The following is a 21,575-nucleotide window of genomic DNA, read 5'->3' as shown; positions in this document are numbered from 1 at the left end:
TCTCTTTCTAACGTATCGAGACTTGTCGATACATCGACAGATGTCAATACGTGTGGCAAACTCGGAGTATGACGACGCAGCTGCCGCTCCTCGCGACCGACGCGGACGCGTGCTGCTCGCGCGTGACCGGCGGCGTTCTCGACGTCGCCGAGGCGGAGCGCATCTCAGCAACCTTCAAGGCACTCGGGGATCCCACGCGTCTCCGTCTGCTGTCGCTCATCGCCGCGTCGGAAGGCGGGGAGGCCTGCATCTGCGACCTCACCGAGCCCGTAGGTCTCTCACAGCCCACCGTCTCTCACCACATGCGCCTGCTTGTCGACGCGGGACTCGCCACCCGGGAACAGCGCGGGCGCTGGGCCTACTACCGGGTTGCGCCAGATGCACTCGAGAGTGCCGCCCGAGCGCTGCAGTCATGATCTGACCATCGGGTGGCCCGCCGAACGCCCACGGCCGAGTCAACGCCCGATTCATCACGCTAGCGCCAGTGATCCATCTGCAGCAGGCGAAAGGCACGACCGACGACATCAGTGGGTACGCTCGCTCCATGTACTCGTTCCGTGTACCGCTGCATGTAGGTAACAGCAATCCGGACACTGTCGAGAGTCGACTCTCGCTATCAGAGTCGAACAGCGAGAGCATCTGGCTCCAGTCGAATGGGCCGCTCGCGGACGCCGAGAGAGTGGCGTTTTGCGGATCCGGCTACCCGACCGCTGAAATAGCGGAGCAACGGGCCAATGGACTTCTTCCGGCGCTGCGGCTCACTTCTTTACGCACAGGGATCTACTTCGACTTCTTGTCCCGCGAAGTATCCGGTGGGATGTCCGAGACCGCGCTGCGCGACCTCAATGAGGCTCTCCCGACAGGAGTTCGCGCTGCCCGCTTTCGCCCGGGGGTCATGGTGCATCTGACATCGGAGGACATCGTCGTGCCTCGACTGAGCGCAACAGTTCGCGCTCATACTCCCGCGCAGGCGGTGGGCGCGACGTTCCAGCGCGCGATGCGCTGCGCGACCGCCTCACTGCACGGTTCTCTGGCATTCGACCTATATGTGGCCAGTTGGCGAATGCCCACGGATGACGCCCGCCTTCTCATGCTCACGTCCACCACCGAAGCCATGGTCGTCCCCGAGAAGGTTTCTGGTGAGGAACGAATCGCTCTTCGCCGACTTGCCGCCGTAGTCCGCGCCGATCAGACGCTGTCACCTGCCAGCAAGAAGTCGTTGGAGAGTCGGATCGGATCGCTAAACCAAGAGAGCATCGGATCCGCGAGCGCCCGACTCGCAGACCGTTTGAACCCGCGCACCTTCTTGGATCGAACGGCGCGTGATTTCTTCAGCTATGCGTACGACGTCCGAAGTCGTCTCGTGCATGGCGACGTCCCTCCTTCAAGCTCGGAGGTCGCGCTCGCGCTAGGTGCTCTCGGCGAGTTCGCGCAAGAGCTCATAGGCCTGGAGCTGTCGTCGCTCGCGACGGCACAGCCCCAACCAGAGAGAAAGCCGGCTACTTTTCGCGTGGACTGGTCTCGACACCGGTCGGGAGGTACGCCACGTGGCCAAGCACGCCATCAAGCAGAGCCATGACGTGGTCGTCGTACAAGTCGTAGCGGACGTTGCGCCCGTCGCGATTTCCTGACACGAGGCCGAGCTCACGCATCAGCCGTAAGTGGTTCGACACGGCTGTCTGACCAGCTCCCACAGCTTCGCAGAGCTGGGTGACGGTCAGCGACGATTGTCGCAGCGCGGTGAGTATTCTCAGCCGCACCGGTGAGGAGAGGCCATGCATGACTTCCGCCAGTCGAACGGCTGCGCTCGACGGCAAGATCGTCGCCGCATCGAAGTGCATGTCTCGCGTCACCGTAGTGAGTCTACGACGGCAACACTCACTCCGAGGTGACAACACATCACGCATTCGTGATGTAACTTGAAGGCGATATCCGAGCGATGAGGAGCCAAACGCGTGAGTCCGATGCGCCCGACAGCCGCTGATCTCGCTTCCGCGTCGACTGCTGATGACTGCGGCTGTGCCCCGACACCCGCCGAGAGAGATCGACTGTGGAAGCGCCCGATTAATCGCCGCGGCGTCTTCGAGCTCGGCGCCTTGAGCGTGGTGGCGCTCGCAGCGTTCGGGGTCGGATCCGGCGTTTCTACCGCGCATGCCGCCACGTACCCGTCGTGGGACGACGTTCAGCGCGCCAAGGGCAACGAGGCAGCGAAAGGTGTCGAAGTTCAACGCATTCAAGGCCTCATTCAGTCGCTGACGCAGAAGGTCGCTGACACCGAGGCCGCGGCCCTGCTCGCATCCGACGAGTTCTACGCAGCGCAGCAGCAGTACTTCGAGGCAATCCGGGTCGCAGACGACCTGCAGGCGCAAGCCGACGAACAGACCCTCATCGCCGAGGAGGCGTCGAGGAAAGCCGGACAGCTGGCGGCGCAGCTCTATCGCAACGGTGGCGACGACACCACGCTGCAGCTGTTCTTCGCAGGCTCTGCAGCCGAATCAGATGAGCTGTTGTCCCGATTGGGAACGCTCGACAAGTTCATGCAGCACAACCGCGCGGTCTACGACGAAGCGATCTCGTCGAAGAACGCGGCGCAGTCGCTCACAGATCAGGCGGTCGTCGCTCGAGACGAGCGCGACCGACTTCAGCAGGTCGCGGAGCAGAAGATGACAGCGGCGCTGGAAGCCGCAGACGCCGCACAGGCTGCGCTCGACGAGCAGACCACCTACCTCGAGACGCTGAAGGCACAACTCGCGGCGCTTCAGGATACGACCGCGCAGACGGTTGCCGGTTATCAGGCCGGCGTCGCAGCGCGCGCCGCAGAGGAGAAGGCTCGTCGGGAAAGAGAAGCCGCCGAAGCCGCCGCCAACAGCGGCGGCAACGGGGGCGGAGGGGGCCAGGCCGGCAGCGGAGGGTGGGTTCGACCGCACGGTGGCGCACGCAGTTCGAGCTACGGGCCTCGAACCCCGATCTGCGGACCCCAGGGCTGCTCATCGAGTTACCACTACGGCGCAGACCTGGCGAACGGATGCGGCGCAGCGATCTACGCCGCGAACTCGGGGACAGTCGACTACGCCGGCGCCAACGGGAACTACGGCAACTACGTTCGCATTCAGCACGGTGGCGGCGTGAGCTCTGGCTACGCACACATCAAGCCGGGCGGAATCGCCGTTCGTCGCGGGCAGTGGGTCGAGTCGGGACAGATCATCGCATACGCGGGCAACACCGGGCGATCCTTCGGGTGCCATCTGCACTTCGAGGTGTACCTCAACGGTGGCTACACCAACCCGGTGCGTTTCATGGAGGACCGCGGCGTCTACGTGTGAGATAGCGCCGCGGCCCCACCGAATCACGTCAGCCCGGAGTAGGAATGGAGCCCGGGGAAGTAGATGTTCACGACGGTGAAGTTGAACAGCACTGCTGCGAACCCAACAATCGACAGCCACGCGGACCGGGAACCACGCCACCCCCGGGTGGCGCGCGCGTGGATGTACCCCGCGTAAAGGACCCAGATCACGAAGGTCCACACCTCCTTGACGTCGAATCCCCAGTAGCGACCCCACGAGTCGTTCGCCCAGATCGCTCCCGCGATGAGGGTGAAGCTCCAGAACATGAAGCCGACGATAGTGAAGCGATACGCCAGGGTCTCCAGCGCGTCCGCGGACGGGATCGTGCGAAGGAAGCGAGGACCGCGCTTCCGCTGTCGCGTGTCTGGAGCGGCACTGAGGAGACGCTCGCGCCTGCCCTGCATCAGTTGTGTGATTGACACGCCGCAGGCGAGGGCGAACAGAGCTGTGGCGAGCGAAGCCACGAACACGTGGATCACCAGCCACACGCTCTTCAGCGGATCCATCAGCGGCACAACCTCGACATAGAAGCCGAGGGTCGCACCTCCGAGAAGCAGAACGGTCATTCCGAGCAGGAACGCGCCCAAGAATCGAAGATCGTACAGCCGCAGCACCACGAGGTACACGGCGACGATGAGGAGCGTCCCGGTGAGCGCGAACTCGTACATGTTGGCCCACGGGACCCGCTCGGCAGCAATGCCTCTGCCGAGAGTTCCTCCCAGCTGGAAGAGGAACGCCAGAACCGTGAGCGAGGTTCCGATTCGCGCCCACAAGCGTCGGGGTGGCCGCTGTAGGGCAGTGTCGGCGCCGGGAACATCCTCGGCGACCTCTTCGGACGAGGATGCCAGCCCACGCCCGCCGACGGTCGCCAATCTTCGCACGGGAACGGCAACCGTTGCGGCGCTGCGCTGCGCGAGGTCGATGGTGTACGCGGTGAACGCGAGGAGGTAGGTGGCAATCGCGGTCCAGACGAGGAGGAGGGAGATGCCGTCGAGGCTGAGCTGATTCATGACGGGTTCCTTTCGGTCGTGTCGTGCTGCTGGTCGTTGTCAGAAGTGGCCGGTGCGGGCTTCACAGGCTCCGCGCCGAGCGAAGTCGAGTGACGATGCGCGAGATCGTCGACCGCTCGTTGCAGCGTGGGGTCGTCGCCGCGCGCGAGACCGGCGTACTCGATGTGCATGCCGTCGATCCCGTCGCGGGCTTTCACCCACACGCGACGCCGGGGTACGAACAGGCCTGCGAAGAGACCCACCATGGCGATCACCGAGAAGAGGAGCACTCCCCCACTGCTCGGATCTTGTTGGATCTGCAGCGAGGCGAATCGCTTCACTGGTTGCTGTTCCTCCGCGATCTCCCATGTGACGGACCCCCAGCCATTCGGGAGGTCAGCCGTGTCACCGGGTCGGAGTTCCAACGAGTCAGTGCCACTGTCGCCGCCCGTCTCCTGGTCGAGTCCGCTCACGTCGAGCGTGTAGACGGAGCGCGGCGTGCCGTCGTCGATGCCGAGGTCCCCGCTGAAGACGTTGAAGGTGAGCACGGGATCGACGACGTCGGGGTAGATGGACGTGAATGCACCTGACGGGAGAGTGCCCTGCGTGGGGTAGAAGAACCCGACGAGCCCGACTTGCTTCGGTAGCCCGTCCGGGATTTTGATGATGCCCAGGGAGGTCATGTTCGAGTCCTGCGGCAGGAACGGCTGCGACTCACTGAACACGACGTCGCCGTCGCCGTTCCTCACGGTCAGCGTCGGGGCGTACCCGTTCCCCAGGAGGTAGATCCGGTCATTCGCAATCGTGGTCGGGTAGTTCACTCGAACGCTGCGCTCACTGTCCTGCTCGCCCGGCTGGCGGACCGTGATCTGCGCATCGAAGTTCTCTGCCTGTCCCGCGCCCGGTGTGCCCGGCAGTCGATAGGCGACGCGGAAGTCGTCGAGCGTGAGCGAGTACGGAACAAGTCCCGCGCCGTCGACGAATCGTCCCGGGTTGAAGGAAGAGTAATCGCTCAAGGCATTCACGAACGTCGTCCCCTCCACCACGACTCGTTGTCCGGTGTACGCGAAGGATCCGCCTACTGCGACCGAGAGGAGCACCCCGACGAGCGCGACATGGAAGACGAGGTTGCCAGTCTCACGGAGGTAGCCGCGCTCTGCCGATACCGAGTAGGTGCCTCCCTGGTCGTAACGCTCGACACGGTAACCAGATCTGCGCAGCATGTCGGACGCCGCCGAGACAGCCCCCTCAGCATCGCCGCCCTTCCCAGCGATGATCCTCTCGCGATGAGCGGGCAACCTCGACAGTCGGGACGGAGTGCGAGGAGGTCGTGACCGCAGCGCGACATAGTGGTGCTTCGCACGCGGGATCACACACCCGATGAGCGAGACGAACAGCAGGAGATGGATGGCGGAGAACCACGGTGAGATGTAGACGTCGAACAGTCCAAGGCCGTCCGCGAGTGGGAACGCTTCTGGGTTGTTCCTTCGCCATTGCACCACGCCGTTGGGGTCTGCGCTGCGCTGCGGGAACAGTGAACCGGGGATCGCTGCGACAGCGAGGAGCAGAAGCAGCAACAAGGCGGTGCGCATGCTCGTCAGTTGTGTCCACCCCCATCGCAGCCACCCGGTCACGCTAAGCGCCGGGCTCGTCACCTCAGATGTTGCGCCGGTATCGGTGTGGTCGGCTGGCCGAAGCGGATCGCCCTTGGTGTCGGGGTCAGAGAGGGAGCGGGACATTGATAATCACCTGCTGAAGTTGGGACATGAGAGCGGTCCAGAGGCCGGAGACCATCAGGATCCCGAGAGCGACGAGCATCGCTCCGCCGATGAGGTTGAGCGTGCGGACATGGCGCCGGAGGAAGGCGAGCGAGGAGGACGCCCATCCCCACCCGGCGGCGAGGACAATGAAGGGGATACCGAGGCCGAGCGAGTACGCCAGCCCGAGCAGGCCGGCCCGAGCGGGGTCACCCAAGTTCCATGACATCGAGATGATTGCGGCGAGTGTCGGGCCGATGCAGGGCGTCCATCCCACTCCGAGTGCGAACCCCAGCAGCGGGGCGCCAACCAGACCTGCACGACTGCCGATCCGTGGGCGCATTGTTCGCTGCGCGACGCCGAAGAGTCCGATGAAGACGAAGCCCATCACGATGATGACAACGCCGAACACCCTGGTGAGAATGTTCGCGTACTGCAGCAGCACGAAGCCGAACGCACCCCCGAGGATGGTCACGGCGACGAAGACGGTCGTGAAGCCTGCGATGAACAGCGTCACCCCCAGCATCAGTCGACCGCGGTGCGACTCTTGGCTTCCGCTCTTGCCCTGTTCTGGCCGCACAGTTCCACCGAGATACCCCAGGTACCCGGGCACCAAAGGGAGGACGCACGGTGAAACGAAGGAGACGAGCCCGGCGAGGATCGCCACGGGGATGGCGATCCACAGAACTCCGTCGACGATAAGCGTTCCAGGGCTCATGGGACGCTCTCCTCGAGAACGTCCTCGACGAGCGTCGCGAGGATTGAGGCGCTGTCGAGTTGGCCGATGACGCGGGCGGCGACTCTGCCGGAGCGGTCGATGACCAGGGTGGTCGGCGTGGCTTGGATCGGCGTCACCTGAGCGAAGGCCAGCTTGACCTTGCCGTCGTTGACGTCTATCACGCTCGGATACGTGACGCCGTTGTCTTTGGCGAACGAGAGCGCGGTGGCGGGTTGGTCGTAGGTGTTCACGCCAAGGAATGCCACGCCGTCCTCGCGATAGTCCTGCCACACCTGTTCGAGGTATGGCGCCTCGACGATGCAGGGGCCGCATGCGGCGTACCAGAAGTTCACGACGAGGACGTCGCCGCGGTAGTCGTCACTCGCGACTTGCTCTTCGGTCTCCGTGACCCCTTCGAATGTCACCGGCTCTCCGCGCTCGTCTTGCGGGATCTCGACAACTTGGAAGTCTCCTGCGATGAAGCCTTTCTCGTTGCCATCCCTAAATTGCTGGGAGAGGGAGTCGTTGGACGCGCACCCTGCGAGCAGGAGAAGGACGGGTATGGAGGCGAGAACGGCGTGACGAATACGTCGTCGCCGGCCGTGGTCCTGCGCGGTGGGGACGCGGGTGGCGGGTGGTCGGGGGACGGGCTCGCTGAGCATGGGTTCCTCTTCGGATCTGAATCTCGTTGGCAGGGCAGAGCCGCAGGTAATCGGGCTCACGCCTCGCTCCCCGGACGTCAGTGCTCGACGAGGAGCGGGTCCCGGGGGCGACGTCACGTCTCGCTCCCGAGTGACGAGAGCAGGACGGCGTGAATCGAGGAAGTTCAGGTCCGCGACACGCGGAGTTTCGTCAGAGAGGGGGCGGTGGCCCTCATCACGATTCTCGGAAGGAGTCGACGTATGAGGTGAGACCTGATACGTCCCGGGTTCATTAGAGGCATCGGCCGACGCAGAGTGCTGAGGAGCAGGAGAAGTACTCCGCAGAACAGTCCGAGAGCGCACGCAACGGGGCCCATGCCGATGCTCGATGCAGAGGGCTCCCCCACCGCAACTGAGGGCGCGTCCGGCGCAGCGTTTCGAGCACCGAGCGCCGAGGGATCGTCGACGCCGACGGCCGTCGATGCATCAGGTGTCGCCCGATACGGAGCGCAGGCGACACCCAACACGAGCAACAGTGACGCCATGACCACGACAATCACACCGACGGCAAACGGCGACGTCGCCGGTGTTCGCCCTCGACGGGTGTTTTTCGCCCGTCCTCTCAGGTCTAGGTCATCGAGCGGGACGGGCCGCAGCTCATCCACCGGTTTTCTCCCGCAACCAAGCGACAGGATCGACAGTTCCGTCTTCTGTCGACAGTTCAAGGTGCAGGTGCGCACCAAAACTGCGTCCGGTGTTACCGACTCGTCCGACGACCGCACCGACGGAGACTGTCTCCCCCTCGCGAACTCCGAGGGAGCCGCGCAACATGTGCGCGTAGCGGCTGAATACCGTCTGCCCGTCGATCTTGCTCTCAATGTAGACCGTGACCCCGAACGCCCCTCCGTTCTCGGTCGCGATGCGGACCGTCCCGCCGGCCACGGCGCGGATCTGAGCTCCCTCACCTGGTGTGAAGTCGGCGCCTTCATGCATTCGTCCCCACCTGGGCCCGAAACTCGACGACGTGGGCACGCTGACCGGGAACGGCCATTGCACCTCAGCATCGGGGTCGAGCAGCAGGGATCCACTGAAGTAACGGATTCCTGCTGCCGCCGCGAGCTGCGGGACGGACGTCACGCTGAAGCCGCTCGACCGACCAAGGTCCTCCGCCGCAGCATCCTCCGGCACGACAAACGCCTGAATGTCACTATCGGCGGCGGATCGGTCGCTCTCGGAAGGCGCGAACCGCGCCGTGGTATCCGTCCTGGTCGCCGCGACGGTCTCGGCCGGGATCGTCATGCCGACCATAAACGAGGAAGCGACGGTCAATGTGCCCACCACGATGAGCGTTCTCCCGATTCGCCGCCCGATGGACCTCGCAGGAGCAGGCTTTGCAACGCGTCGAGCGTCCTGCTCCGTGGGGGTGGTGGATGGAGTCGTGTTCACCGTCTTCGCCGGAGTCCGCACGTCGTGCTCTCGGCTCGGAATGCCCTCGTCACGAGGTCGATGGTCGGATGCGCTGATTGGTGGAATCGGCGGATGGGACAGGGCCTCGCGCCTGCGCCGAAGTTCGGAGCGGGTGACTGGCGGAGTCGGGGCTGTCGGCGCGGTCTCTCGGCGTCGAAGCTCCGACCGCGTGAGAAGCGGCTCCGGTCGAATGTTCGGCTCGAGAGGGTCATGTGTGGTCACGGTTCGGGCCTCCGGATTCGGGTTCGGGGGTCGAGTCTGGGCCGTACGACGATGCACGTCGAACGATGAGGGCAAGTGTTGCGAGGCTTCCGAACGCGAGCAATGGCGCGCTCAACGCGAGCCACTTCTCCGCGAGGATGCCTGGTGCGATGCCTGAGCGGAGCGGCACATCCGTGATTGCGGCAGCGACCGTGTCGACGCCTGCTGTGTCGAGGATCGCGCCGTCCGGGGCTATGACTTGACTGGTGCCCACAGTGGAAACGTTCACCACGCTCTTACCGGTCTGGATGGCACGCATCCGGGCAAAGGCCAGTTGCTGAAGGTTCTCGTCGGAGCCGCGGAAGTCCGCGTTGTTGGTTTGGAAGATGTAGAGCTTCACATCTTGCTCAGCAGCGGCACGGATCACGTCGTCGAAGATCACGTCGAAGCAGATCGCGAGACCGATGTCGGTCTCGCCGACGGTCACGACGGGTGGGTTCGTGCCGGCAGTGTACTCGCGCTGGATCAGCCCGACGAGGTCGGGGGCAAGGCGCTCGTACAACCATCGGTCGGGGACGTACTCGCCGAATGGGACGGGATTGACCTTGTCGTGGACTTGAGAGCTGCCGGGGTTTGCCGTCCACAGGAAGGAGGTGTTGAACGTCTCATCGCCTCGTGCCGTCGCCGCGTTCGCCAGAAGCGGCGCCCCCGTCCGGGACACGATCCGATTCAGTTCAGAGGCGGCCTGTCGGTTGCGGAACGGGTCGAACTCCGCCGATCCTTCGGGCCAGACGAGCACGTCCATGTTCCGGTCGAGAATCGGTTCCGATGCCGCGACCTGTGCTTTGAGCAGGTCACCCGAGGCTCTACCGTCGAAGTAGCCTGAGGGACCGTTGCCTTGGACCCACCCAACCGCGAATGTGCCCGCGCCTGTCGTCGCATATTGCGGTGTCACACTGAGTCCGAAAATCAGGACGACAGCGGGCGTCAGAACGGACACTGCGCGCAACCCGATACGAAGCCACTGCACGATGCTCGCAGCGATGACCGCGATGGTGAGCGAGAGCCCGGTCACACCGATCCACGATGTAGCTTCCGGGAACGGGCTCTCGACCTGGGTCATCCCGAGTCGCACCCAGGGGAACCCGCCGTACGGCCACGATCCGAGCACGATCTCGCGGGCAACCCACAACCCGCCGACCAGCGCGGGTACGGCGACGATCTGCCAGACGCGACGGCCGCGGAAGCGGCTCGTCCATCGGTATGCCAGCGCTATGGGAACCGCACCGAGCCCGAACAAGAGAGCCTGCAGCCCCGACAACGCGATGCGTGGCAACGGCCCGAGGAACTGACCAACCCAATCGAGGTGAAGCGCGTAGAAGGTGACACCGAACGCGAGACCGACGAGCAGCGCTCCGCCGACGCTACGTCCGACGGTCGCAACCAAGGTGAGGATGACGCTGACGAACGCGAGGGGCCACCAACTGACCTCGGGAGTCGCGAGGTCCATGGCGAGTCCGCCGACCGCCGACAGCGAAACGGCGACCCATACACCGACGAGTGGTCGTGTGAGATCACTGTTCGTCGTTCGGGCCTCAGACGTCGGCGCAGTGAGGAGTCTCGTCGACATTGCTCAGGCGTCCCGCTCGCGGAGTTTCTGGAGGTAAGCGTTGTACTCATCCAGCTCGGATGATCCGTGGATGTCTACGTACCGGTCCTGTGCCTGGGATCGTGCGGTGTCCTCTCGGAACCATCGGTGCATGACGTAGATCAGCATCAGGAGCGTGGGGGCCTCGCCGTACGACCAGGCGAGTCCGCCGGCGAGCCGCTGGTCTTCGATGGGGTCGAGTCCCATGGCCTGCGTGGGCGCGACGAAGTGGGTGATGAGCATGGTGGTGGCCATCATGAGGAACACTCCGAAGAAGGCGTGCAGCGCGGCTTCGGCGAACACATCGAGGGCGCGGCCGCCGTGACTGAGGCGAACGGGTAGCGGGTCGGAGCTCAGGATGGGGATTGTGAAGATGATGCCCGCGCCGAGGAACGCCACCTCGAGGGCGATGTGTCCCGCGGTCGAGCTCAGGAGGGAGTCTGCGAACCCCGCGAGGTACAGGCCGTAGAACGCGGCCAGATAGAGAGGGAGCGCCGCCCATGGGCTCAGAGCCCAGCGCGCGAGTCTGCTGCGCAGCCCCGCGTGGGCGACGGCGAGTGCCGTACGCCCCAGCCCTACGTGCGGGGTGGCGCGGAGCAGCAACGTGCCCGGAGATCCCAGGATGAGTAGCGGCGGAATCGCCATCATCAGAGTGAGCTGCTGGAACATGAACACCGACATCAACGCGTAGCCGTAATTCTCCACGGCGAGACCGGTCGTCCCAGCCAGGAGCGCGCAGCCGCTGAGGAAGCTGAACGTACGCCAGATGGACCAGCGTCGACCGTGCGTCCACATGCGAACGGCCCCGACCATGTAGAGAAGTGCAAGCAGCCCAGCGACCACCGGCAGCACCGGAAGCGCCCCCGGAACCACGGCGAAGTAGTCAGGGAAGGTGGGCGCGACGTCGGGGATCCACGGAGTCATCGACGGGCCCCCTCCGGCCTGTCGATGAGCTGAGCGACGAGTGCCGACATCAGGGTCGGGGGAACTTGATAAGGCTTCCCGCTACCAGGAAGACGACTGCTGCCGCGGGCTGGATTCCGGTCCAGACCGGTCCGGCGAACGGGAAGGGCATGACGGGATTCCACAGGACGGCGATGGCGATGAACACCGGGATCCACCACCAGTGGCGCGCTTGCACGGCGAACCATCCGACGATGACCGCGAGGATCGACGTGACGTAGAGGATGACCGAGGCCCAGTCACTCGCCAGCAGCACGGGGGCGAGGAACAGCACCGCGGCTGCGAGCAGACTCGGAGCAAGGGCGTTCCGCTGATAAGTGGAAGGGGTCCGCTTCTTCTGTGTCATGAGCGTCCCCATCCTTCGCTCATGTCCTGTGGCATCGAAGCGGGAGGCGTGACGACGTCGTCGTCTGGACCACGGCGGCGCCGAAGAAGCCCGACGACCAGCACGACGGCACCGACCCCCAGCGCCACGTCCGCCAGATTGCCGATGAAGAGGTCCGAGTAGGCGAGGAAGTCGGTGACGTACCCGCGGCCGAACGCAGGGGGTGCGAAGAGACGGTCCAGGACGTTGCCGATGGCTCCCCCGAGAATGAACCCGATACCGACCGCCCACCACGTGGTACGGGATCGAATTGCGCTCCTGATGAGCACGACCGTCGCTGCGATTCCGACTGCGGTCAGCAGCGGAGTCGCGCTGGAACCGAACGACAGGATGGCACCCGGGTTGAACGCCAGTTGCAGCCCGAAGAGGTCTCCCAGTAGCGGAATGCGCTCCGTGGTACTCAGTTGCGCCAAGGCGACCGCCTTCGACACTTGGTCGATGATGACGGTCGCACCGGCGACGGCGAACGCAATGGCGAGCTTCGGCACGCGCGCACTCATGATCACGCGCCTCCTTCCGTGTCGGCCGCTGCTCGGTCGCGCCGGCGGCGCTTCCACCCGGCGAACGCGACACCGACAGCGCCCGCTACGAGAACGAACCCCATGCCGATGACGAACAGGATGCCGAGGAACCCGAGATCGTCTCGTTCCACCGGCCGCTCTCCGTTCTGCCTTTGATGACGGTCCTTGTCCGACTCTGTCTCTTCGGGCGACGGCGAAGGCGACGGCGTTGAACTCTGTTCCGGAGTGGGGGACGCGGTAACTGGTGCGACGTCCCCAACTGCGGACGCTGAAACCGAAGGCGAAACCAGCAGGACCGTCGCGAGGATCAGCAACGCACACGCGACGGCACCCCACGCATGTTTCGTCGTGGCCATCGGATGTCTCATGTGTGATCCTCGTTTCGGTCGGTGTATTTCGGACGAACGTATTCAGGGGCGCTTCATGATGTGGCGTGCAATCGAGATCGCGTCGCGGCGTGCCCCGTCGAAGGTGTCTGAATCCTGGCTACCGTGGCTCGGCATGCCGACGACGAACAGACCTGGGACGCTCGTAGTCCCGCGCTTCCGGCGACTGGACGTGGCATCGAGTACCGGACGGGGAAGCCAGCCGTCCGCGGGCAGGTATCCGGTCGCGTAGATGATGGACTGCGGAGCGATACGACGACCATCGTCGAAGACGATGTGCGCTCCATCTGCGGCAATGGCCGCAGGCAGCACTTCGATGCCGAGTTGTTCCCATTCCGGATCCAGTGAGAGCGCTGCCCCACCTCGCGCTAGTGCCCGACGCCGCCCGACGCCGCGTCGTGCCGGTCGAGCTGCGGAGACCGCCGAGGGCTGGGACGACAGCGTGACGCGGTGCGTACGACTGAGCTCGCGCGCGATCTCTTGGCCGCTGTGGCCGGCTCCGACGACCAGCACGTCACCGCTGGGAATCTGGCTCGGTCCGCGATAGTCGGCGCTATGAACCATGATCCCCGGCACCGCGGCGTCTACCGCCCAGCTCGGGATCCGAGGTCGAGCCGCAGACCCGGTCGCGCAGACGATGTTGCGCGTCTGTACCGGCCCTTCGTTCGTTGACAGAAGCAGAGTGGATCCGTCCCCCAGACGGTCCACGCCTGTCGCTCTGATGCCCCACAGCGTCGTGAGGCCTAGGGCGGCCTCGACGTCGAGAAGATGCTGTTCGATCTCTCGCGGCGACGGGCGTCGATAGGGGTCGCCTGTGAGATGCCGCCCGGCGACCGTGCTCCGCCCTGCCTCCGTCAGGAGTGTCATCGACGACCAGCGGAACGCCCACGAACGACGCCCGTCAGGATTGCTGTCGATGACGGCGAAGTCCCGTTGCGGCTTCAGGCCCGAACGCGAGAGTTCGGCGGCGACGGAGAGACCGGCGTGGCCGGAGCCGACGATGATGACTCGACGATGAGAGAGGCCTAGGAGTGTCATGTTCCCTTGCCCGCTGAGAGGACCGCGTTCTCGAGGTCGTCGTAGCGCTCGAGTGTGATGGCATCGCCGTTCACGAAGAACGTCGGAGTTCCGCTCACTCCCAGTGCCTGACCGTCGTTGTAGTCGAGATCGACTCGTGCGACCGTCGCGGGGTCAGAGATCGCGGTATCGTAAGCGGCCATGTCCAGGCCGATCTCCTCAGCGAAGCCTCGGAACAGGCTCGCCCGCGATTCCTGAGCTTCACCCCATTGAGCCTGCGTCTCGAAGAGCTTGCGGTACATCTCCTCAAGGCGTCCCTGCTGCGCAGCCGCTTCGGCAGCGAACGCGGCATTCCTGGAGTTCAGGTGACCCGGTAGCGGGAAATAGCGGATGACATAGGTGATCTCGCCGTCGTAGCGCTCGCGAAGGTCTTCGACCACGGGGTAGAAGGCTCCGCACGCTTCGCATTCGAAGTCGAGGAATTCAACGACGGTGACTGCCCCGTCTCCCCCGTCGTCGAGAACGTGTGAGTTCTCGCGGAGCACCTGCGCCGTAGAGCTTCCGTTCTCGGATTCTGGCGGCGCAGTGTTCTGCTGGTTAACGATGACGACGATTACCGCGACGATAATCAGGACGATGGTTACGGCAAGGGCAGCGAGGCCGGCTTTGACGGCGGGTTTCATCAGGTACTCCAAAGACTGTCGACACGGTCGAAGGTCGAGCGGATGCTCGATGGGATGCGCACGCGCGAGGCGCGACGCCTCGACGGGTCAGGTCCGGGAGATCCCGAGCGTCGCCAGAGTCAGCGACGTCCGCCTCAGGGGGATGCTATTCGGAGCGGCGCTCGTTCGCGGCTGAGCCGCGTGGGTCTCCACGACCACGGCTGTCCTGCGCCAGAGCAGCCGATAGAGCATGACCGCTGCGACAAGTCCGCAGAGAAGACCGAGGACGCACAGCACAACGCCCGTGACCCGGTCTACTTGTGCAGCGCCCGTGGCGAGCTGCATCACGACGCCTGCGGGTGCCGCAGCGGCTGCGTCGGTGCCTGATTCATTGGCGTCGAGCGACGTGCTGGCCGTGGTCGACCCCGTGGTGACATCGGCACTTCCGTGCTCGGCTGCGCCGACGGCGAAGATCAGGAGGAGTGTGAGCCCGATGATGCTAATGAGCCGCATTATCATCTGGCTGCGATCCGGCCGCCCGTGGCAGGCGACCCGGATCGAGTGGAACACGATTCGATTGTAATCGTCGCTCCTACTTCTTCCTTTGAATGAGCCGTAATCATTCGGTCACTCCGCGCGCTTGCGTCGACGGTGCACCACGAGCACGGTCGCCATCGCCAGAACTCCCAGCACGACGACGCCTCCGACAACGGCCAGGGCCACGACGCTCTCATCTGCCCCGTCAGCGCGCGGCTCTCGGTCGGTATCTTGTGTGGGCGGCGCCGAGTTGGTGGCGTCGGTCGGCATCGGGGCACTGGTCAGCGCTGCTCCTGGTTGAGTACGGGTGCCTTCGTTCCCGCACGCCGGTGCGTCCCAACCGAGTGCGACGGTCGCCGTCGGATCCGCTGCGTAGTCGAACTGGTATGACTCGGAGATGGGGTGCCCGTCGCTGGACACAGCGTTCCAGAGCACCGTGTAGGTGCCCGACGCTCTGAGGGCGACGGGGGTGGTGAGCACGTTGAGTTCGATGGTGGAGCACGACGACTCGTAGAAGAGCCCGTCGGGGCCCTGCACCTGGGCGAAGCTCGTCTGGCTGAAGTCGATGAGCTCCCCGCTGAAAGTCAGTGCGACTGTGTCGAGGTTGGTGACTGTCTCGCCCGCCGATGGCACAGCGTCGGTGAGATTGTCATGTGCGGAGGCTGGGGTTGCGGTCAGCAGCACGATTGCGACAGCGGCGGCGCATACGGCACCGCTCACGCGGCGGATTCGGGTGGAGACGGATGTCATGAGATGGCCTTTCGAGTGGAGTGGAGGGGTCGGTCGACCTCCTGTGGTGAGCGAGTGGAGTGCCCGCTGAGTATGTAGTCGACGCTGAGGCCGAAGAGGAGCAGCATTGGCGCCGAGAGCAGGATCACCATGCCGGCTGCTTGTTGGTCCGCCATCGGCTCCAGGCCCCATTGACGACCCATCGCCCCGAACCAGCTCGCAGCAATCAGGCCGCTCTGAAGCAGCACCCAACTGCCTACACTCGCCAGCGCGGCAGCCGATCCGAACACGACAACCACACGCATCCGCCGGGGATATGTGCCGGCAGGACGGAGGATCGCAGCGGTCACCAAGCTTCCCGCTACGAGCAGCGCGACGACGCGCAATTCATGCACCAAGGGATCGGCGAGGGAATCGCGCAAGAGGCCAGTGGCGGATACGCCCCACACGATAAAAGCGAACGTGCACATCGCGACTATGGGGTGGCGCAGGAAGAGGACGATCCGCGAGCGCTCCCCTGCTCGCAGCCACTCGCGGATTCCACGGCTCCCATCGGTGCGGTTGGTGATTCCCTCCAATGCCAGGCGATATGGCGCGCCAAACACGAGGAGGGAGGGAACCACGAGGAGCATGAGCATCCGTCCCGCCGCGTCGACGCTGTGGAGGTAGTCGGAGTAGACAGCGACCGCCCCACTGTTCACCCAAGCCAGCAGCACCATCCCGCTGATCCACGCGAACGTGCGCAGGCCGCTCCACGCCTCGCCGCGACGCCGCAGGCGACGGACACCCATCAGATAGAAGAAGACTCCGAAACCGGCGACCATCACCCACAGGAGATTCACGTCGTTCCCACTCAGCCAACGGACGAGTGTGAGCTCGGGCGGAAGCGGCGCTTCGGTGAGGATCTCAGCCGGTGTCGTCAGCGCCGGAGCTGAGGTGTCTGCCGGCGCGGGCGTGCGGGCGAGCGCCGCTGCGGCACCACTCGCGATGCCCATGACCGCGAACTCGACGGTGACGAACGTCCAGAACGGTGCCCGCTCTCCGACCCCACGGCGGATGTACCACTGACGGTGCGCGACACCCACGACGCCGAGGAGCGTGAGCGCCACCACCTTCACCAAGAGCACAGCTCCGTACGCGCTGAGAAGTTCTCGCCAGCCGCTGACAGACGTCATCGCGCGGGCGACTCCGGACACGGAGACGACCACGAAGGCGACGAGTGCGATGGTCGAGTATCGCTCGACGATTGCCCGCAGACGGTGCTCGCGCGCAGACGGCCTGAGGAAGACCAGCGCGAGAAGACCGCCGAGCCATACCGCCGCGCTGGTGATGTGCAGCACGAGCGAGATGACCGCAGCATCATGATTGGCGAGGCTTCCGGAATGACCTTGCGTGGCCATCGGGACCAGCGACGCCAGCGAAAGGAACGTCAGCAACAGCGCGGCCGCCCATCCCCGGAACGCATACGAGATCACCGTGAGTATCGCGGCCATCACTGTTGTGATGAGCCAGACGCGGCCCAGCTCCGTCTCGAGGAGGAATCTGCCGAACTGCTGACCGAATCCCGGGCCGAGTGACACCTCAGGATTGAACGATGACAGGAAGGTGAGATAACCAGTGACTCCTGCGCCGATGGTGAGCACTGCGGCACCGATGGAGGCGACATCCAGGGCGGTATCGAACTCCTTCTCGCCCTGTGTGAGCGCGTACGCAGCAAGGACGGCCGATCCCACCATGACCGCCGCCCCGAGGTTGACGATGAGCTTCGCGACCGGCAGTCCCCACCGGACGACCGCGCCGGGGTCGCTGGTGACCCGTGGATCAGCCCCGCCACCTATCACCAATCCCAGGAGGAGCGCGACCAGCGCTGAGGTGAGCAGGAGGGCGGGTCCGGCCAGTCGGAGCCCGCTGGCGCTCACGGGAGGTCTCCGGAGCCGCCCGTGGTCGGCGCGTCCTCGTCGTCCGATGACGCTGTGTCCGGCGCGGAGCAGGCGGACGTCTTCGGCAGCATCTGGACCGCGGGTGCGAGGGCTTGCAACGCGGCATCCGCGGAGAGCTTCGTCGTATCGACGTAGGCCTGGGCTGCGGGCGTTCGGCCGTAGGTCGTCAAGCGCAGGTAAGGGGAATCTTGTTCGTCGACGATCCAATCGACGGAGTTGATGGTCACGCACTGCAGCGTCGTCGGTGCTGGTGGCTCGAGCCCGCAGGTAAAGACGACGATGGTCGGGTCTCCCCATGCGGCGGTCGCTTGGGCATCGGTCGTGCGACCGGTGAACTCTCCGACGGCTGCGGGGAGCCGAACCGTCACGTCGGCGCATTCGGGGTCGTTCGCATTTGTCGCAGGTTTCAATGCGACAGTGGACGCGCATCCCGACAATGTCGCGAGCAGGCCGATGAGTGCGACGGCTCCGAGGATTAGGTTCCGCGAAACGGCGCGCCGATTGACTGAGACCTCGGCGGGGGTCGGGGTGAGGGGCGTGTTCTCCAAGTCATCTCTCCAAGCTGTCGACGACGTGCGTCGATCCGCATCCGCGCGATGGCACGGATGAAGGCGGGATTGAGCCGGAGAGTCAGGTTCGGGAGATCTGCAGCTGCGCGAGGTCAGGGCGCAGCAGATGTGGTCCCTGAATGCGCGGAATCGATGCGCGGTGCGCGGAGTCTCGTGAAGGGGCTCGCATCGGGGTGCGGAGTCGCGCGCGGGCGAGTCGGGCGAACACCAGCACGCCGAGAAGCGCACCGACTATGCACACAGCGGCGGCGACATCAGATGATCCAGCAGAGGACACCGCGGACTGATCGCGTTCGTCGTGCTCACTCGACAACGAGAAGCTTTCCGGTGACGCTGTGGCCGACGTCGCAGTCTCTGCGTGGACAGTGCTCGCGATACCGAGCGTGAGAAGCAGAGCAATAATGATCCCGAAGAGCACCCTCATCGCAAGCGGCCCGCGGGGGACGTGCGCTGAGCGTCCGGTGTCCGTGCGCAGCATCATCCTCTCCAGTCTACGTTGCGGTCGCCCGGCGCAACTCCACACCCGAACCCAGAGCTCGAGCGCACCGGTCTGTTGAAAGATAAGTCAGCAAGCACTGTATAGTCATTGCATGCTGACCATTGCTCCTCGTCTCGACGTGATGAACCGATTGGGGCGCGCCATGGCTGACCCCACTCGTTCTCGGATTCTGCTGGAACTGCTTTCCGGGCCGGGATACCCGGCGCGCTTGTCCGAGGCACTGGATCTGTCTCGCACCAACGTGTCGAACCATCTCGCGTGTCTTCGAGGGTGCGGCATCGTGGTCGCGACGCCGGAGGGACGTCAGACGCGGTACGAGATCGCGGATCCGCATGTGACTCGAGCCATCACTCTGCTGGTGAACACGGTCCTCGCGGTCGACGACGGAGAGGCGTGCACAGACGAGAACTGTGACGTGCCTCTATGCTGCGCGCCTACCGACAGGGCGATGGAGGAGATCCGATGAGCGAGGAATGCTGCGGCCCGGACGAGCCACGCCAGACGAGAACTGTCCGTCGGCTCGAGCTACGCCAGCCCTCTGCCGCCGCAGACGCCTGCTGCGGACCCGACCCCATCACGTCCTCTTCATCATCGAGGCGAACGCCGCTCCTGGAGGACGACGCCTGCTGCGGACCGGCTTCCCCCCGCGACCCGGATCATTCGCACGGGGACGCTGAGCACGAAGAACGGCCACCGCTCTGGCGCGACACCGCGCTCCTGCCGTCCGCGGTTGCCGGCGTGATGCTGCTGGCAGGTTATGTCTTCGAGTGGTCCGGACTACCGTTTCCGGCGCTTGTCCTCCAGACGGTCGCACTCCTCGCGGGTGCGTACACGTTCGTCCCCGGGGCGATCCGCCGCCTGGTGCGGGGCCGACTCGGCGTCGGCCTTCTGATGACCATCGCCGCCATCGGCGCCGTAGCTCTCGGCCACGTGGGCGAAGCTGCAGCGCTGGCGTTCCTGTTCTCGCTTGCCGAAGCTCTCGAGGATCGGGCTATGGATCGGGCGAAGGAGGGACTACGCGCGCTGCTGTCGCTGATCCCGGAGACCGTGCGTGTCTCGCGCCTGAACGGTGACGTGACGATCCCCGCCGCGGAGGTCCGCGAGCTCGACATCCTCGTCGTCGGTGCGGGAGAACGGATCGCGACGGATGGCGTGGTGGTCGAGGGCCGCTCCGGCATCGACACGTCTGCCGTGACGGGCGAGTCGATCCCGGTGGAGGTCGGACCGGGACACGCCGTCCCCGCGGGATCGGTGAACGGGGCTGCGACGTTGCGGATCGAAGCAACCGCCGACGGCCGCGACAATTCCCTCACCCAGATCGTCGAGCTGGTCGAGCAGGCGCACGCCCGCAAGGGAGAGCGGGCCCGCCTGGCGGACCGGATCGCCCGCCCGCTCGTGCCGGCCGTGCTCATCATCGCAGCCCTCGTGGCCGTGTTCGGGTTCATCGTCGGGGATCCCGGCCTGTGGATCGAGAGGGCGCTCGTCGTGCTCGTCGCCGCGTCCCCGTGCGCGCTAGCCATCGCCGTTCCGGTGACGGTCATCAGCGCCATCGGCTCGGCCTCGAAGTTCGGTGTGGTCATCAAGTCCGGCGAGGCCTTCGAACAGTTCGGCACCATCCGTACCGTCGCGCTCGACAAGACCGGCACCCTCACGCGCAACGAGCCGGAGATCGTCGCCGTCGTGCCTGCTCACGGACGCTCCCGCGAGGAGATCATCTCCCTCGCCGCCGCCCTCGAGACCACGAGCTCCCACCCGCTTGCCGCCGCCATCACTCGCGCCGCGTCCGACATCCCCGCAGCGACAGACGTCGTCGAAGATGCCGGCCACGGCCTCACCGGCCTCGTCGGCTCCACCCACGTTCGGGTCGGGAACGCACGCTGGCTCTCGGAACTGGGTGAGCTCACCAAGCCCGCCGACGAGATGGCCGGAGACGGTATGACCGTCGTCGTCGTCGAGACCGACGGTCGGGTGTCGGGCCTCATCGGCGTGCGGGACGAACTGCGCCCTGAAGCCGCCGAGACCATCTCCATGCTGAACGCGCAGGGCATACGCACCGTCATGCTCACCGGCGACAACCAGCGAACCGCCTACGCCCTCGCCGCCCGCGCCGGCATCAGCGACGTACGCGCTGAGCAACTCCCTGCCGACAAGGCCGCCGCCATCACGGCCCTCGTCACGGAGAGTCCGACGGCCATGGTCGGCGACGGCATCAATGACGCCCCCGCCCTTGCTACCGCGACCGTCGGGATCGCGATGGGTGTGAAAGGCTCAGCTGCGGCCATCGAATCCGCCGACATCGCCTTCACCGGCAACGATCTGCGCCTCATCCCCGCAGCCCTCGCCCACGCCCGCCGCGGACGCCGTATCATGACCATCAACATCGCACTCGCCCTGGCCATCATCGTCGTTCTGTTCCTCCTCGCCTTGTTCGGCGTTCTCGGCCTCGCTGGTGTCGTCCTTGTACACGAGGTCGCCGAAGTCATCGTCATCCTCAATGGCGTCCGTGCCGCCCGACGCCGCGGGATCGGATTCTCGCGGTGACGACTTCGGTTGCCGAGTCGACGGACCTCGTGATGGAAGTTCGGGGTTTGGACGCATCACC

General features: G+C 65.2%; 22 protein-coding genes. 5 read left to right on the top strand and 17 right to left on the bottom strand.

All coding sequences use genetic code 11. The features are described 5' to 3' along the window. The first annotated feature begins 68 nt into the window (after positions 1 to 68). A complete protein-coding gene (locus tag MRBLMX7_RS01145) occupies positions 69 to 416 on the top strand; it encodes an ArsR/SmtB family transcription factor (RefSeq protein ID WP_341934472.1) in 348 nt (115 codons plus the stop codon). A 68-nt stretch (positions 417 to 484) separates the two neighbouring features. Then, positions 485 to 1,579, top strand: a complete 1,095-nt coding sequence (locus MRBLMX7_RS01140; protein ID WP_363365841.1) for a hypothetical protein — start codon at positions 485 to 487, stop codon at positions 1,577 to 1,579. On the opposite strand, the gene MRBLMX7_RS01135 is transcribed toward MRBLMX7_RS01140, so the two are convergent. Next, positions 1,500 to 1,781: an ArsR/SmtB family transcription factor gene (locus MRBLMX7_RS01135; RefSeq protein WP_341936239.1), complete on the bottom strand. Its 282-nt coding sequence runs from the start codon at positions 1,779 to 1,781 to the stop codon at positions 1,500 to 1,502. The two genes, MRBLMX7_RS01140 and MRBLMX7_RS01135, sit on opposite strands and share 80 nt — an antisense overlap. A gap of 183 nt (positions 1,782 to 1,964) precedes the next feature. Here MRBLMX7_RS01135 and MRBLMX7_RS01130 point away from each other — a divergent pair, with 183 nt between their 5' ends. Continuing rightward, positions 1,965 to 3,323 carry a M23 family metallopeptidase gene (locus MRBLMX7_RS01130; RefSeq protein ID WP_363370759.1) on the top strand — a complete coding sequence of 453 codons (1,359 nt, stop codon included), beginning with the start codon at positions 1,965 to 1,967 and terminating at the stop codon, positions 3,321 to 3,323. 23 nt (positions 3,324 to 3,346) lie between these two features. Here the strand turns inward: MRBLMX7_RS01130 and ccsB are convergent, their stop codons facing one another. The 16 genes from ccsB to MRBLMX7_RS01050 form a co-directional block, all read right to left on the bottom strand. After that, complete coding sequence (ccsB, locus tag MRBLMX7_RS01125; RefSeq protein ID WP_363365840.1) at positions 3,347 to 4,354, bottom strand: c-type cytochrome biogenesis protein CcsB; 1,008 nt, start codon at positions 4,352 to 4,354, stop codon at positions 3,347 to 3,349. Next, positions 4,351 to 6,072 carry a cytochrome c biogenesis protein ResB gene (gene resB, locus MRBLMX7_RS01120; protein ID WP_341934470.1) on the bottom strand — a complete coding sequence of 574 codons (1,722 nt, stop codon included), beginning with the start codon at positions 6,070 to 6,072 and terminating at the stop codon, positions 4,351 to 4,353. Before resB ends, ccsB begins: the two co-directional genes overlap by 4 nt. Continuing rightward, positions 6,053 to 6,808 (bottom strand): cytochrome c biogenesis CcdA family protein, encoded by a 756-nt coding sequence (locus tag MRBLMX7_RS01115; RefSeq protein ID WP_050721167.1) that lies wholly within the window; start codon positions 6,806 to 6,808, stop codon positions 6,053 to 6,055. Before MRBLMX7_RS01115 ends, resB begins: the two co-directional genes overlap by 20 nt. Next, positions 6,805 to 7,470 (bottom strand): TlpA family protein disulfide reductase, encoded by a 666-nt coding sequence (locus MRBLMX7_RS01110; RefSeq protein ID WP_341934469.1) that lies wholly within the window; start codon positions 7,468 to 7,470, stop codon positions 6,805 to 6,807. The genes MRBLMX7_RS01115 and MRBLMX7_RS01110 overlap by 4 nt, the downstream gene beginning before the upstream one ends. A 636-nt stretch (positions 7,471 to 8,106) precedes the next feature. Then, on the bottom strand, positions 8,107 to 8,787 hold the full coding sequence (locus tag MRBLMX7_RS01105) for a M23 family metallopeptidase (RefSeq protein WP_341934468.1): 681 nt from the start codon (positions 8,785 to 8,787) through the stop codon (positions 8,107 to 8,109). Positions 8,788 to 9,124: 337 nt separating this feature from the next. Beyond that, positions 9,125 to 10,747, bottom strand: coding sequence for an apolipoprotein N-acyltransferase (lnt, locus tag MRBLMX7_RS01100; protein ID WP_341934467.1), 1,623 nt, complete (start codon positions 10,745 to 10,747; stop codon positions 9,125 to 9,127). Between the two features lie 3 nt (positions 10,748 to 10,750). After that, positions 10,751 to 11,689 (bottom strand): cytochrome c oxidase assembly protein, encoded by a 939-nt coding sequence (locus MRBLMX7_RS01095; RefSeq protein WP_050721170.1) that lies wholly within the window; start codon positions 11,687 to 11,689, stop codon positions 10,751 to 10,753. 49 nt (positions 11,690 to 11,738) lie between these two features. Then, the gene (locus tag MRBLMX7_RS01090) at positions 11,739 to 12,074 is read right to left on the bottom strand and encodes a DUF6804 family protein (protein WP_045262820.1); all 336 of its coding nucleotides are present in this window, start codon (positions 12,072 to 12,074) and stop codon (positions 11,739 to 11,741) included. Further along, on the bottom strand, positions 12,071 to 12,613 hold the full coding sequence (locus MRBLMX7_RS01085) for a signal peptidase II (RefSeq protein WP_341936237.1): 543 nt from the start codon (positions 12,611 to 12,613) through the stop codon (positions 12,071 to 12,073). Before MRBLMX7_RS01085 ends, MRBLMX7_RS01090 begins: the two co-directional genes overlap by 4 nt. A gap of 2 nt (positions 12,614 to 12,615) precedes the next feature. After that, positions 12,616 to 12,765, bottom strand: a complete 150-nt coding sequence (locus tag MRBLMX7_RS01080; RefSeq protein WP_156149084.1) for a hypothetical protein — start codon at positions 12,763 to 12,765, stop codon at positions 12,616 to 12,618. 279 nt (positions 12,766 to 13,044) lie between these two features. Next, entirely contained in the window at positions 13,045 to 14,058 is a 1,014-nt protein-coding gene (locus MRBLMX7_RS01075; RefSeq protein ID WP_341934466.1) for an NAD(P)-binding domain-containing protein, read from the bottom strand. Beyond that, complete coding sequence (locus tag MRBLMX7_RS01070) at positions 14,055 to 14,720, bottom strand: DsbA family protein (RefSeq protein ID WP_341934465.1); 666 nt, start codon at positions 14,718 to 14,720, stop codon at positions 14,055 to 14,057. Before MRBLMX7_RS01070 ends, MRBLMX7_RS01075 begins: the two co-directional genes overlap by 4 nt. 87 nt (positions 14,721 to 14,807) lie before the next feature. Further along, a complete protein-coding gene (locus MRBLMX7_RS01065) occupies positions 14,808 to 15,269 on the bottom strand; it encodes a hypothetical protein (protein ID WP_341934464.1) in 462 nt (153 codons plus the stop codon). Between the two features lie 57 nt (positions 15,270 to 15,326). Then, positions 15,327 to 15,986, bottom strand: coding sequence for a copper resistance CopC family protein (locus tag MRBLMX7_RS01060; RefSeq protein ID WP_341934463.1), 660 nt, complete (start codon positions 15,984 to 15,986; stop codon positions 15,327 to 15,329). Continuing rightward, positions 15,983 to 17,884 carry a cytochrome c oxidase assembly protein gene (locus MRBLMX7_RS01055; protein ID WP_341934462.1) on the bottom strand — a complete coding sequence of 634 codons (1,902 nt, stop codon included), beginning with the start codon at positions 17,882 to 17,884 and terminating at the stop codon, positions 15,983 to 15,985. The genes MRBLMX7_RS01060 and MRBLMX7_RS01055 overlap by 4 nt, the downstream gene beginning before the upstream one ends. Further along, positions 17,881 to 18,702 (bottom strand): DUF3515 family protein, encoded by an 822-nt coding sequence (locus MRBLMX7_RS01050; RefSeq protein WP_363365839.1) that lies wholly within the window; start codon positions 18,700 to 18,702, stop codon positions 17,881 to 17,883. Before MRBLMX7_RS01050 ends, MRBLMX7_RS01055 begins: the two co-directional genes overlap by 4 nt. A gap of 362 nt (positions 18,703 to 19,064) precedes the next feature. On the opposite strand from MRBLMX7_RS01050, the gene cmtR reads away from it, so the two are divergent. Both cmtR and MRBLMX7_RS01040 read left to right on the top strand, forming a co-directional pair. Then, a complete protein-coding gene (gene cmtR, locus MRBLMX7_RS01045) occupies positions 19,065 to 19,439 on the top strand; it encodes a Cd(II)/Pb(II)-sensing metalloregulatory transcriptional regulator CmtR (RefSeq protein ID WP_341934460.1) in 375 nt (124 codons plus the stop codon). 275 nt (positions 19,440 to 19,714) lie between these two features. Further along, on the top strand, positions 19,715 to 21,514 hold the full coding sequence (locus tag MRBLMX7_RS01040; protein WP_363370756.1) for a heavy metal translocating P-type ATPase: 1,800 nt from the start codon (positions 19,715 to 19,717) through the stop codon (positions 21,512 to 21,514). The last annotated feature ends 61 nt before the right edge of the window (positions 21,515 to 21,575 follow it).

Origin of the sequence: Microbacterium sp. LMX7-1.2 (assembly GCF_040675935.1) — a bacterium.
In the GTDB taxonomy this organism is placed as follows: domain Bacteria; phylum Actinomycetota; class Actinomycetes; order Actinomycetales; family Microbacteriaceae; genus Microbacterium.
The sequence above is the reverse complement of the archived record's forward strand: the minus strand, read 5'-3'. Positions and strand labels throughout refer to the sequence as shown.

Excerpts from the sequence above, each read along its gene's own strand:
- MRBLMX7_RS01085 (WP_341936237.1), bottom strand. The coding sequence starts at position 12,613 with ATGAGTGCGCGCGTGCCGAAGCTCGCCATTGCGTTCGCCGTCGCCGGT.
- MRBLMX7_RS01135 (WP_341936239.1), bottom strand. The coding sequence starts at position 1,781 with ATGCATGGCCTCTCCTCACCGGTGCGGCTGAGAATACTCACCGCGCTG.
- MRBLMX7_RS01070 (WP_341934465.1), bottom strand. The coding sequence starts at position 14,720 with ATGAAACCCGCCGTCAAAGCCGGCCTCGCTGCCCTTGCCGTAACCATC.
- MRBLMX7_RS01075 (WP_341934466.1), bottom strand. The coding sequence starts at position 14,058 with ATGACACTCCTAGGCCTCTCTCATCGTCGAGTCATCATCGTCGGCTCC.
- MRBLMX7_RS01060 (WP_341934463.1), bottom strand. The coding sequence starts at position 15,986 with ATGACATCCGTCTCCACCCGAATCCGCCGCGTGAGCGGTGCCGTATGC.
- MRBLMX7_RS01040 (WP_363370756.1), top strand. The coding sequence starts at position 19,715 with ATGCTGCTGGCAGGTTATGTCTTCGAGTGGTCCGGACTACCGTTTCCG.
- cmtR (WP_341934460.1), top strand. The coding sequence starts at position 19,065 with ATGCTGACCATTGCTCCTCGTCTCGACGTGATGAACCGATTGGGGCGC.
- MRBLMX7_RS01145 (WP_341934472.1), top strand. The coding sequence starts at position 69 with ATGACGACGCAGCTGCCGCTCCTCGCGACCGACGCGGACGCGTGCTGC.
- MRBLMX7_RS01110 (WP_341934469.1), bottom strand. The coding sequence starts at position 7,470 with ATGCTCAGCGAGCCCGTCCCCCGACCACCCGCCACCCGCGTCCCCACC.
- MRBLMX7_RS01130 (WP_363370759.1), top strand. The coding sequence starts at position 1,965 with ATGCGCCCGACAGCCGCTGATCTCGCTTCCGCGTCGACTGCTGATGAC.
- MRBLMX7_RS01090 (WP_045262820.1), bottom strand. The coding sequence starts at position 12,074 with ATGACACAGAAGAAGCGGACCCCTTCCACTTATCAGCGGAACGCCCTT.
- MRBLMX7_RS01115 (WP_050721167.1), bottom strand. The coding sequence starts at position 6,808 with ATGAGCCCTGGAACGCTTATCGTCGACGGAGTTCTGTGGATCGCCATC.
- ccsB (WP_363365840.1), bottom strand. The coding sequence starts at position 4,354 with ATGAATCAGCTCAGCCTCGACGGCATCTCCCTCCTCCTCGTCTGGACC.
- MRBLMX7_RS01095 (WP_050721170.1), bottom strand. The coding sequence starts at position 11,689 with ATGACTCCGTGGATCCCCGACGTCGCGCCCACCTTCCCTGACTACTTC.
- resB (WP_341934470.1), bottom strand. The coding sequence starts at position 6,072 with ATGTCCCGCTCCCTCTCTGACCCCGACACCAAGGGCGATCCGCTTCGG.
- lnt (WP_341934467.1), bottom strand. The coding sequence starts at position 10,747 with ATGTCGACGAGACTCCTCACTGCGCCGACGTCTGAGGCCCGAACGACG.